Genomic DNA, 11535 nt, shown 5'->3' on the forward strand with positions numbered 1-11535 from the left:
GATTATTTATCATCGGCCGCTTTTTTATGGGTTACTCTAAAGTTAGTGATTTTATCGATCACAAGCATGGGGCATGGGGTATCCCCTGCACCCTCCAAATCCTCTATACGGACTATAAAGCTATTGCCTACTTGTCATGACTATCTAAATACTGCTTCATAACTCGCAAGTCCTGCAAGTGCGTATTTTCCATTTGTGCTACTAAAGACTCCAAACGCTGCTCAACATTGTCCAATAGAGTTTGTAATAGCTGTCTAGCTTCAGTTCGCTTATTATTGCTAGTACTGACGCTCACTAGATGATAATGGCTAGCCAGCATTTCTGGCAAGCGTGTCTGTAATAACTTATGCAGTACAAACTGCTGCTCAGTCATCATAGCGGTGATATTCTGCTGCGCTAAAGACTGCTGACAGTGTCGATAAGTAGCGACTTTACTATCAATAGCTTGTAGCTGGCGCAGCTGTCTATCTGATAAGTGAAGCAGATGTTGCTTATTTACGGTTAAATTTTTCCACAATAAAGCATTGGTTGATAGCAGTGTGTTCGGGTTTTGATAGTTCAGTGCGCCTAGAGTAATACCGACTGCCTGATGTAGCATCAGCCAGCCCTTCCTCCCTAAGTAGTAGACAGTAACCGTGCCGAGTACACTCATACTTAGCAACATTAACATCTTATCAGTTCCTCTTCCCTTGCTATTGACTAGCAGCTTTTGCTGTTACCCTTCAGGCTTATCGAGACTCGGCTCTTCAATTATTAAAGGATCACGCTTAACGCTATTACTGTCACTGTTACTAATAGTGGTACTGGCTCTAAGCTCATCACTTTCAGTGTTTACATTACTTTCAACCGTTACAGGACTCTCAATGATAGTAGTACGATTAGGATTGTTAGTATTAGTGTTGCTATTTATAGTATTAGTTATCCTGCTATTACTATCTTCACCGAGGCCTTCAATAGCATGTCGAGCCTGATCCTTAGAGACTGGAGTATCAAAGCGCTGTTGTAGATAACGGTTAGTGACTAGCAGCTTCTGCCCATCTTGGTGATAAGAGGCATCGAGCAGATCATCGAATTGCACATTAATAGTCCCTAAAACCTCTAATAGAGCCTCTTTGCCAGTGACATTAGAGTGCTTAATCTTAGTAGTATCAGCACGTGCACCATCCAAATCGTGTAAACGACGATAGTCCGCCACCGCTTGCGGAACATGGCGATCCATTAAGTTCTGAAGCATTATATAAGTTTCATTGACCGTATCTTTGTCATCTATTTGACCGTCATTATTGGTATCACCATAGATAAGACTAAGCTTTTCGCCTTTTTGATTGATCAAGTCTAAAGCAGCTTTGACGTCATCCGGTAAGCTTTTTTCTGGAATATAACCCAACTGCGGCATAGCTTTGTAGGCCAGCATCTTCGGCGCAGTGACTTTTTTAATACCACGATAGCCCAAGTATAATCCTGCTGCTGGAAGTATCCCATATAAGACCAACATCACTAACATAGCCGTTACTTGAGTCATTAAGGTTTCCTTGTAATTAATTGATAGCGGTTTAACGATAGCCAGGTTAACAGTAGTAGTCTTAACATCAACGTGTACAAGCTACTGACTTTAAAACTGCTATTAAAATTGATACTGCTATTGATACTGATATTAGTTTTGAGTTCGGCTTTTGACATAACGGTGAGTTGAGGCGAGACGATTAAGTACCGTCTGATGCAGCTCATCTAATAGTTCATCTAACTCATAATCTATCTCTAAAAACAAATCCGTCAGCATATCACCTGCGCTCATCTTACCTTGTACAGTGCTGTTCTTAGTACGGTGCGGACTAAAGCGTAAAAGCTGCTCATAGTGATGAAGCGCTTCAGGAATACTCTCCTTTACTAGCTTATCTATCACGAACTGGCGCTCATTATGTTGCTGCTGAGGTTGCTCATTGAGCTCTTCGCTCCAGTCCCGATATCGTTTGAGCTTATCATTAATCCGGTCTAATATTGCTACTGCCTCGATAGGCATAGCATTGAGAGTGGCTTCGTCAACCACATCGATAAGTTCGGTCATAATCGGGCAGCGTCCATGTTTAAGATACCACAAAGTATCAGGATCAAAAGGCGGGCGATTGGTTGGGCGCATTTGCGCTCGGTTGGCTAAGTAGCGATCGGTCAAAGGCGTAGGCGAGCGAATATCATTAACTTGTGCTAAAGCATCACAGATACGTTTGACGCGCTTAGGCTCAGTCAATGCAGTAATGGGGCTTTGACTGCTATGGATAGCTTCATTGTTACTAGCGGCACTAGTGCTATTTTTACTATTACTGTCAGTTAAAGCTGAGGTCTGTTGTTGCACAGCTGCACGCTGAGCATTTTTGACAGACCGAGCAGCTTGCGTGGGCAGGTCATCCTGTGCTTGTGTAAATGACTGTAGCATTCTCGCCAAACTTACCACCATGACCTGCTGCGCTCCTAACGGTACTGAGACTAAGGGTATTGAGACCAATGTTATTAAAACTAAGGCTATTAGAGCTAAAATATTTGGGCTGCAAAATAGCGGCGAGCATGGGCTATTTTATTATTTATAGTTAAAGCAACTATTGCCCGCCCTAAGCCAATAGAGTATCTTAACAGTTTTTTTGCAGTCTGCCAGTAAGCAAACGTCAAACTAAGTATTGATATTATTGCGCGGCTACTTCTTATAATAAGTAACTATTATGCCTGCTTCGGACTATATTTCTGGATTCCTACTGGGACTATCGCTCATTATCGCTATTGGCTCACAGAACGCTTTTGTTCTCAAACAAGGGTTAAGACGTGAGCATATCTTTATGGTTTGTCTCTTCTGTGCGGTGAGTGATGCCCTACTAATCTCCGCTGGGGTAGCAGGATTTGGCGCAGTGACCGCCCGCTATCCACAAGTTGTCACTATAGCCAAAGTTTCGGGGGTAATTTTCTTATTGGTTTATGGCTTACAAAGTTTATATGCCAGTGTCCGCTTATCGCACTCCCTAGATACTGAGGGTCAAGTAGCGACTAGTCTAAAAAAAGCGCTCCTATTATGCATAGGTTTTACTTGGCTCAATCCGCACGTCTACCTAGATACTTTGGTGCTAGTAGGCATGGTTTCAACTGGTGCGGATAGTAAATTATTGTTCGCGTTAGGTGCGGTGAGTGCTTCACTGTTTTTCTTTTTTGCTCTAGGCTATGGTACTCGTCTATTAAGACCCCTATTTGCTAAGCCAAAAGCATGGAATATATTAGATGGCCTAGTAGGTATCCTAATGCTATATCTGGCTTGGCACCTTTACCATAGTTAGTAGTTAGTAGTTAGTATCAGCCATTAAAAAACCAAACACTCTATATAGGGCGTTTGGTTTCTTAAAGCATTCGATCCGCATTGTGGCTATTCAGCTATCAACGTACCAGTGAATACAGAACCATAAATCTCAATAAGTTATACCAAATCTGGGAACAAAGTACGTAAGCCGTTAACGATGATCTCAATAGACACCGCAGCGAGTAACATACCCATAATTCGACTCATAATATTGAGACCAGTATCTCCTAATAGACGGCTAATACGTCCTGCTGCCATCAAGGCTAAATAGCAAAACATACTAATTAATAGTCCAGCAATAATCACCGCAGACACTCTTAGTGCCCCAGATATTTGTGAAGAGTAAATAATTACGGTTGAAATACCACCCGGACCAATCATCATAGGAATAGCTAAAGGTACTACCGCCGCAGCAGTAGTCGGTGGCGAGCTTTGCACATGATCAACATCGAAGTTTTCTTGATCCGGTTTGACTGGGTTACCATCGCCATTCATCATATTAAGAGCGATCAAAAATACCAAGATCCCCCCTGCTAATTGGAACGAACCGATAGAGATGCCTAGCGCCTTAAGTAAAGTCTCGCCCGCTACGGTAAAAAAGCTAATAGTAATAAAAATAGTTAGGCTAGCCACCCGGGCGACTTTACGTCGATCCGTCATCGAATAGCCACGAGTCAAGTCTAAAAACAAGGTCAACGCGCTAAATGGGTTGATCAATACCATAAAAGCTAAGATAATTTTGATAATTTCAGTATTCACTGAACGCTCACTCGTCTATTTATATAAAACCAGCAAAAAGATAAGGCCATCGTGCAATTGCAACGATGACCCTGTGTTTAGTAAGCAACGCTACGCTATCGCCGTGCTATTATCAATATTGTATCATAGGAGTATAAGTTAATTAAATCATTAACTTTGGTTAATTGTTGATAATAGGTGCGCTCAATAAAACCCTTTGCTCACTGGCTTTAAATCGAAAGTCATCACCGTCACACCCCTCCAATATATCGAGTAAGATCAATTTTACTAGCTATTCAAGCACTGAAATTAAGCCCTAAAATTAAGCACTGAAATCAAGGCCAATATCTAAAGCGGTAGTACTATGAGTTAAATAACCCATAGCGATAAAATCCACTCCTGTTTTTGCTACTATTTGCACCGTTTCAGGGGTAATGCCACCCGATGCCTCGGTTTTGGCACGTCCTTTACACAGAGCGACAGCTTGCTGCAACACATCAGCGGGCATATTATCCAATAGCACTAAGCTAACCTCAGCATCTAGCGCCAGCTTTAACTGCGCTAAAGTGTCAACCTCAACCTCAATAGGTATCAAGTGTCCGGCGAACTGTTTTGCTTGTTTAATAGCAGTAGTAATATCACCAGCGATGGCAATATGATTGTCTTTGATTAGGATCGCATCGTCCAAGCCCAAACGATGATTACGACCACCACCACAGCGTACCGCATACTTTTGTACTATACGTAAGCCTGGAATAGTCTTGCGTGTGCAAGTAATCTGCGCTGGATAATCCGCTACGCTATCGACAATATGCTGGGTAGCACTAGCAATACCACTAAGATGAGTCAAAAAGTTCAATGCCGTACGCTCAGCCGTTAACAGATGCCTAGCATTGCCACGTACAGTGGCTAATACAGTATCAGCAGCTACCCGCTCGCCATCAGTAACGGCGGCTATAAACTCAATCTGCCTATCGATTAACGCAAAAGCTAAACGCGCTAAGTCCATCCCGCAAATCACTCCGGCTTGCCGTGCCCGAATCTGCAATTGCGCTTGTTTTTCTGCTGGAATAGTCGCTTGGGAAGTGACATCACCGCGACGGCCTAAATCCTCGGTCAGTGCCAACCTTACTAAGCTTTCAAGTAATACGGTATCTAATGCTGGTAGTAATGGCGATACTTGCTTACTCATCTAGTTGCCTCTTTATACGTCATTAATTATAAGTCACTAATTATAAATCACTGTTATAAGTGATGTATAAGTGAATTATACTAAAATATCATTAAACTCAATTTGAGCATAAATATAACGTAAAGTGAGCTTACTCGCAAGCCAAGTTGGTTTTCTACAGCCAATAGCTGAGTTTTATCCTGAGGTATTTATTTAGATCGAGACTGAAGTGGCCAATGAGGTTTCTATAGTAATGCTAAATAAAATCAGTACAGACGTCACGGGATGTTACTAGTATAAGTTTTTCTTGCTGGCTACGTTGGCGCAGACTGCACAAAACATATCCCAGTAGCACTTTATTTTTAAATCTAATCTTTGCTAGAGGCTTAACTATCATAAATAAGTTAGCAATTAATCGATGCTCACTATTTGCGTTTAGGCAGCCTACTATCCATAAGTAAGCTTTGTAATTCTATATCGTGAGCAAAACGATAGAGTTTGGCTGGGCGGCCTCGTTGAGCGCTACTACTCTCGCCAGTAGGCAACACTAAGTTTTGAGAATCGAGCAATCGGCGAAAGTTTTGCTTATGCAAAGGGATGCCTGATAAGGCCTCAACGCTTTGTTGCAGTTGCGATAACGTAAACACTTCGCTCATCAAGCCAAAGATTAACGGTCGGTATTCTATCTTGGCCCGCAACCGAGAGATGGCAGTAGCGATGACTCGCCTATGATCGTAATACATCGGTATGCCCAGCATCTGTGCGCTAGTAACCGCTTGCTCATTAGACTCATACTGGTGTTCAGAATTAAGATGAGAGCTGGATTGATGGCGAGATTTGTAGATAGGCTGATAGTTTGGCGCTTCGGCAATCAATCCTGCTTCGTAGAGCATCTCATAACGTAATAACACATGCTCTGCGACCCAATCACTACTACCATTACCATCACTATCACTATCACTATCTATAGTTATGCCCCAGCACAAGCGTATACGTTGATAGCGTCTGTGCTTAACGGTAGCGTCCTCGGCACTATCTGCCCAGGCAAAAAGGGCAGGTACAATTAAGCTAGTAATAATCTCTGGCATACCCTGCAAATGATTTTCCCAAGGGAAGTAATCATACCAATCGCACCAAACGGCTTGCGTCTGCAGCTGTTGGGTCTGCGTCTCTTGTACTAAGCCTAGATAGCTGACATAGACCAAAGCATGACCCTCACGGTTACGGCGGTTGGTATCTACAAAAGTGTATAGCTGCTCAAGATAGCCCATCGGTTGTTGAGTTTGCTCCTCTACCCATTGACGTACTCCTGCTTGTAACGAGCGGTGTAGAGGCATAAGAGGACCATTAGGCAATAACTTACCTTGATCAACAGTTAATACTCTTGCGGTATGGTTAGTGATAGCTACGAGCACGGCCACTACTTCGGTAGTACCACTGCCCTGCTGATGCGCGTGTGAATAAGACAAGCTCATAGAGTCTATTATTATCCTTGAGAGTTAAAATTCTAAAAACATTGCTTAACTATGCTTAAAACGCTTGATAACGCTTGATAATTCTTAAAAACACTTGATAACGCTTAAAAACACTTAAAAACGATTAAAAACGATTAAAAACGCTTAAAAACACTTAAAAACGATCAAATACGTTTAAAGACTGATTATTACCATCCAGTATAGCCTGAATGGTATTTTTAATACTGTTTTATCCTTGTAGAGCCTTATGTAGATGATAAAAACCTAGCTTACACTAGCTAATAAATTGTAGCTTAAGCTAAGTTTTATAGAGAAATAATTTAAAAATATCTTGTATTAATGCTCAAAATGAGCATAATTAAAGCATTATTCAATAAATCTATTACTCTTTAACTCACTATGAGGCCTACGCATGACTAGTTATCCTTATGATGCGCCAACATTAAGCGCTGACAAGCGCAATGCCATCAAGCTCAATATCGAATATGCCAAAGCCAAAATACCAGTAGACTTACCACGCTCCGAACGTTTGCAAGTTGAAGAAAATATTAAACAGCTATTGATCGAACACAATGCGGTATTAGTCGCCCATTACTATGTCGATCCCTTTATTCAAGACTTAGCATTAGCGACTGGCGGCTGTGTCGGTGATTCATTAGAGATGGCCCGTTTCGGACAAGCACATAGCGCCCAAAATTTAGTAGTAGCTGGGGTGCGGTTTATGGGTGAGTCTGCCAAGATATTGAGCATGGAGAAAACTATTCTTATGCCAGATTTAGCGGCGGAGTGCTCGCTGGATTTAGGCTGCCCAGCTGATGAGTTTTCAGCGTTTTGCGATGCGCACCCTGAGCGTACAGTAGTCGTCTATGCTAATACTAGTGCCGCTGTAAAAGCGCGGGCAGACTGGGTAGTGACCTCATCAGTAGGTATCGATATCATCCGCCACTTGCATCAGCAAGGAGAAACTATTATCTGGGGGCCTGACCGACACTTGGGGAATTATATTGCTCAACAGACAGGAGCAGATATGCTGTTATGGCAAGGCTCCTGTCTAGTGCATAACGAATTCAAAGCCACTGAGCTTGCACAGCTCAAAGCTGAATATCCACAAGCAAAAGTTCTAGTGCATCCTGAGTCACCTGATAGTGTAGTGGCACTCGCTGATGTGGTCGGATCGACCAGCAAGCTATTACAGTCTACTTATGAGCTGAACGAGGATACTTTTATTGTAGCTACTGACTTAGGTATCTTGCACGAGATGCAAAAACGCTCGCCAAACAAGCGCTTTTTGGCAGCGCCCACTGCTGGTGAGAGTGCTAGCTGTAAGAGCTGTGCCTTCTGTCCTTGGATGGCTATGAACGGTCTACAAGGAGTTGAGCGGTGTTTAACTGAGGCAAATAGCAAAAAATATGAAGTAACTTTAAGCGCAGAGATGGCCGTTGCTGCCAAAAAGCCTTTACAACGGATGCTTGATTTCGCTCAGTCACAACAGCAACGAGTGGCGGCAAGCGGTGATATCGTCAAAGACCGCGCGTTATTCGCTAATGTTGGAGCAGCTTAATATGAGCTTAGTAGCCGCAACCATACTGACAATAGATGAGGGTTTACTAATGCCGGACTATGAGTCAAATAATGCGGTTAACGCTACTGAGGGTACTGTTAATAGTGCTACTGCTACTGATATCGTTACTGATGTACTCATTATTGGTGCAGGGTTAGCAGGGATAACTACCGCACTGGCCTTGCCTAAGACACTTAAGATAACCGTCTTGAGTAAAGCCGGACTAGAAGAATGTTCCAGTCATTATGCACAAGGTGGTATCGCTGCCAGCTTAGATAAAGACGACAGCGTTAATGATCATATTGCGGATACGCTTATTGCTGGTGCTGGCTTGTGCGCGCCTGATAATACTAGCCGTATTCTAACCAAAGGCCAGCAAGCGGTACAATGGCTATGCTCTCAAGGCGTACCTTTTACCCAAACTGCACTGGCAGCGCAGAAGCAAAACTATAGTTCTACTGATAGTCTTACTGATAGTCCTACTGACAGCCCTGCCGATAGCGCTACTGATAGTCTTAATGATGGCTCTAACCAGTCAAACGGCACTACTCAGTTAACCACCGCTGATCTGCATTTAACCAAAGAAGGCGGACATGGCTGTCGACGGGTGGCTCATGCTGACGATGCTACTGGCCTTCATACTATGCAGGCCTTACTGGCAAAGGCTCAGCTGGCGACTAATATTACTATCCTGCCCTATCACGAAGCTTTACAGTTACTGACTAGCTCAGCGTCCACGCCTGTAGCGCCATCAACAGCAGTCAAATCACCCAATGCTATTACCGCCATACAGATCCAACCGCAAAGACAGCTGCTACGCCAGTGCCAAGGGGCGTTAGTATTCGATCATACTAAGCAACAGCAATTAACTATTACCAGTCGCGCTGTCGTTATAGCTAGTGGTGGCTTAGGTCAGCTATTTGCTCGTGCCAGCGCGCCTAATGTCTGTGTTGGCGACGGAGTAATGATGGCCTGGCAGGCTGGCTGCCGCTTAGCCAACTTGGAGTTTATCCAGTTTCATCCGACAGGTTTGGCTTTAGCAGACAGTAGCTTTTTGGTCTCAGAAGCCTTGCGGGGTGAAGGCGGACATCTATATTGTCCATTGACTGCTGAGCGCTTTATGGTGGCTATTGACCCACGCGCTGAGCTAGCCCCACGCGATATCGTCGCTCGTGCTATTGCAGCGCAAATTGCTACTAACGGCCTTGGCTTTGTGCATCTGGATGTCAGTCACTTGCCAGCGTTGTTTTTGACTCAGCATTTTCCGCAGATCTATCAGACCTTATTAGCGCTTGGTATAGACCTCACTACTGACCCTATTCCGGTTGCGCCGACTGCTCATTATAGCTGTGGGGGTATAGTGACTTGTAGTGACGGTTTAACTGACGTTATGGGGTTATATGCTGCCGGCGAAGTGGCTTACACTGGCCTACATGGCGCCAATCGCTTAGCCAGTAATTCCTTATTAGAATGTGTGGTCGTTGGCCGTAATATTGCTGCGCATTTACCAACCTATCTAAGCGCGCCTCAATGGACTGCGCCCCTAATAGACAATGATAAACTTATAAGCCTATCTGGCTGCCTAGTATTAGATAAGCAGGAATCAAACAAACAGCTCTCAGATAAACAGTCATTAAGTAAAAACAAGAGCCTTAGCGCTAAAAACGGCAAACTCCAGCAGCAAGCAACTAACCAGCAAAGCTCTAAACAACAAAGCTCTGAACAACAAATTATTAAAAAAATAAGCACTGAAAACTATAGTACTCAGTCAATTGAGTTAGCCACGATCAGCATAGAGCTAAAAGCGCTGATGAGTAGTCACTTAGGTATTACTCGTAACGCTCAATCATTACAGCAAGCGCTAATACAAATAAGCCACTGGCAGCAACAGCTTGCTGCTATGAAACGTATAAAATCACTGCTGCTAGATATAGAGTGCTTAACGGTTAGCAATAGTTCTGTTACACTCAATGAATTAACCCAATTTCAGCTGGCACGTCAGTTACAACTGGCTTCTTTGATCATACAATCAGCTTATCAACGTTGTGAAAGTCGTGGTGGACATTATCGACTGGATTATCCTACTTTAGCTAACCAAGCCACGGTCAGTGTCATTGAGCCAGAGGCCGCTGAGGTAAATTATGCTCAGCGCTATCAAGCGTATGCAATGGCAGAGAGTGGGTAGCCAAATAGTAGTCAGCCAAATGTGCATGGAAGCAAATTTAACCCATTGGGTAAGCGGGTCAAGCCAATACCTTTAAGTAGAGGGTTGCGATAATGATGACTGATAGGGTGTTTATTATTGGACTAATGACTGTCGTCACTTTGGTTTGGGGTATTCTCGCCTTGCCTCGTTGTCGTCAGCGTTTGCCCTCTATTTATCTAATTGCCCGTTCTTGGTGGTGGATGCTAGCCGTGCTTAGCGTCTGCTACTTAATTGCTAAAATAAAAATCAATAGTCATTACCCTTATCAATGGCTGCTCGTTGGGCTTTTTTTGCTAATTGGTCTGCGTGGTAGCTATGAAATCAGTCGTTTGTGGCGCTTAGAAAGTAAAGCTAGGCTAATTCGTAAACTACAAGCACGTGGCCTACAAGCAAACGCGGTCGCCATCCCTTATCCTAAAAAATTTGCTATTGACCACCCAAACAGTCTGCAAAATCATGACAAAAACAGCTCTCAGCATAACTATCAGCACAACTATCAGCACAGCCCTCAAAAGCAGCCGCCCAATAACGCCCAAGCTTATGCTTATCTAAATGCTTTAGATATCATCTTTAGCTTAGCTTTTATCACCTTAATCATCAGTCTTATTTTTTTGCAGATATTGACTTGGCAGCGCCATGAATACGGAGTGCTGCTGTTTGTATTGTTCGCCAGCCAGTTTAACGATATTGCTCAGTATCTATGCGGTAAGCTGTTTAAAGGCCGATGGTTCAAACGTGGTCTTGCTCCTAGGATTAGCCCCAATAAAAGTATTGAAGGGGCTATTTTTGGTAGTTTATTTACCGCCCTACTCGCAGCACTGTTAGGTGTTTGGCTAACGCCGTTTAGTTGGTGGTTATGCTTAATAATGGCTTATATGTTAGCAGTATTAGGTATCGCCGGCGACTTATTAGAATCAGCCTTTAAACGTCAACATGGGGTCAAAGATACTGGCACTATACTTGCTGGTCATGGTGGAGTGCTGGATAGGATAGATAGCTTGCTATTAGGTGTGCCTTTATTCACACTGTTGTATTTGTTGATAAGTTAGC

General features: G+C 43.3%; 10 protein-coding genes. 4 read left to right on the top strand and 6 right to left on the bottom strand.

Going from position 1 to position 11535, the window contains the following annotated elements:
* Positions 1 to 127 precede the first annotated feature (127 nt).
* From KPY62_RS04905 to KPY62_RS04915, 3 genes are all read right to left on the bottom strand, one after another.
* Entirely contained in the window at positions 128 to 670 is a 543-nt protein-coding gene (locus KPY62_RS04905) for a hypothetical protein (protein ID WP_216581068.1), read from the bottom strand.
* A gap of 45 nt (positions 671 to 715) precedes the next feature.
* Complete coding sequence (locus tag KPY62_RS04910; RefSeq protein ID WP_228730577.1) at positions 716 to 1522, bottom strand: hypothetical protein; 807 nt, start codon at positions 1520 to 1522, stop codon at positions 716 to 718.
* 132 nt (positions 1523 to 1654) lie between these two features.
* Positions 1655 to 2431, bottom strand: a complete 777-nt coding sequence (locus tag KPY62_RS04915; RefSeq protein WP_216581069.1) for a hypothetical protein — start codon at positions 2429 to 2431, stop codon at positions 1655 to 1657.
* Between the two features lie 280 nt (positions 2432 to 2711).
* Between KPY62_RS04915 and KPY62_RS04920 the strand changes: the two genes are divergently transcribed.
* Positions 2712 to 3314: a LysE/ArgO family amino acid transporter gene (locus KPY62_RS04920; protein ID WP_216581070.1), complete on the top strand. Its 603-nt coding sequence runs from the start codon at positions 2712 to 2714 to the stop codon at positions 3312 to 3314.
* A 137-nt stretch (positions 3315 to 3451) separates the two neighbouring features.
* Here the strand turns inward: KPY62_RS04920 and KPY62_RS04925 are convergent, their stop codons facing one another.
* The 3 genes from KPY62_RS04925 to KPY62_RS04935 all read right to left on the bottom strand — a co-directional run bounded on the left by KPY62_RS04925 (position 3452) and on the right by KPY62_RS04935 (position 6718).
* Positions 3452 to 4093: a MarC family protein gene (locus tag KPY62_RS04925; RefSeq protein ID WP_216581071.1), complete on the bottom strand. Its 642-nt coding sequence runs from the start codon at positions 4091 to 4093 to the stop codon at positions 3452 to 3454.
* 301 nt (positions 4094 to 4394) lie between these two features.
* Positions 4395 to 5264, bottom strand: coding sequence for a carboxylating nicotinate-nucleotide diphosphorylase (gene nadC, locus KPY62_RS04930; protein ID WP_216581072.1), 870 nt, complete (start codon positions 5262 to 5264; stop codon positions 4395 to 4397).
* A gap of 404 nt (positions 5265 to 5668) precedes the next feature.
* The gene (locus KPY62_RS04935) at positions 5669 to 6718 is read right to left on the bottom strand and encodes an NUDIX hydrolase (protein ID WP_216581073.1); all 1050 of its coding nucleotides are present in this window, start codon (positions 6716 to 6718) and stop codon (positions 5669 to 5671) included.
* A gap of 412 nt (positions 6719 to 7130) precedes the next feature.
* Here KPY62_RS04935 and nadA point away from each other — a divergent pair, with 412 nt between their 5' ends.
* The 3 genes from nadA to KPY62_RS04950 all read left to right on the top strand — a co-directional run bounded on the left by nadA (position 7131) and on the right by KPY62_RS04950 (position 11534).
* On the top strand, positions 7131 to 8279 hold the full coding sequence (gene nadA / locus KPY62_RS04940) for a quinolinate synthase NadA (protein WP_216581074.1): 1149 nt from the start codon (positions 7131 to 7133) through the stop codon (positions 8277 to 8279).
* A 1-nt stretch (position 8280) separates the two neighbouring features.
* The gene (locus KPY62_RS04945) at positions 8281 to 10464 is read left to right on the top strand and encodes an L-aspartate oxidase (protein WP_228730578.1); all 2184 of its coding nucleotides are present in this window, start codon (positions 8281 to 8283) and stop codon (positions 10462 to 10464) included.
* A 92-nt stretch (positions 10465 to 10556) separates the two neighbouring features.
* Entirely contained in the window at positions 10557 to 11534 is a 978-nt protein-coding gene (locus KPY62_RS04950; RefSeq protein WP_216581075.1) for a phosphatidate cytidylyltransferase, read from the top strand.
* The last annotated feature ends 1 nt before the right edge of the window (position 11535 follow it).

The organism is Psychrobacter sp. TAE2020, from assembly GCF_018919485.1.
GTDB lineage: Bacteria > Pseudomonadota > Gammaproteobacteria > Pseudomonadales > Moraxellaceae > Psychrobacter.

Excerpts from the sequence above, each read along its gene's own strand:
- KPY62_RS04905 (WP_216581068.1), bottom strand. The coding sequence starts at position 670 with ATGTTAATGTTGCTAAGTATGAGTGTACTCGGCACGGTTACTGTCTAC.
- KPY62_RS04910 (WP_228730577.1), bottom strand. The coding sequence starts at position 1,522 with ATGACTCAAGTAACGGCTATGTTAGTGATGTTGGTCTTATATGGGATA.
- KPY62_RS04915 (WP_216581069.1), bottom strand. The coding sequence starts at position 2,431 with ATGCTACAGTCATTTACACAAGCACAGGATGACCTGCCCACGCAAGCT.
- KPY62_RS04920 (WP_216581070.1), top strand. The coding sequence starts at position 2,712 with ATGCCTGCTTCGGACTATATTTCTGGATTCCTACTGGGACTATCGCTC.
- nadC (WP_216581072.1), bottom strand. The coding sequence starts at position 5,264 with ATGAGTAAGCAAGTATCGCCATTACTACCAGCATTAGATACCGTATTA.
- KPY62_RS04935 (WP_216581073.1), bottom strand. The coding sequence starts at position 6,718 with ATGAGCTTGTCTTATTCACACGCGCATCAGCAGGGCAGTGGTACTACC.
- nadA (WP_216581074.1), top strand. The coding sequence starts at position 7,131 with ATGACTAGTTATCCTTATGATGCGCCAACATTAAGCGCTGACAAGCGC.
- KPY62_RS04945 (WP_228730578.1), top strand. The coding sequence starts at position 8,281 with ATGAGCTTAGTAGCCGCAACCATACTGACAATAGATGAGGGTTTACTA.
- KPY62_RS04950 (WP_216581075.1), top strand. The coding sequence starts at position 10,557 with ATGATGACTGATAGGGTGTTTATTATTGGACTAATGACTGTCGTCACT.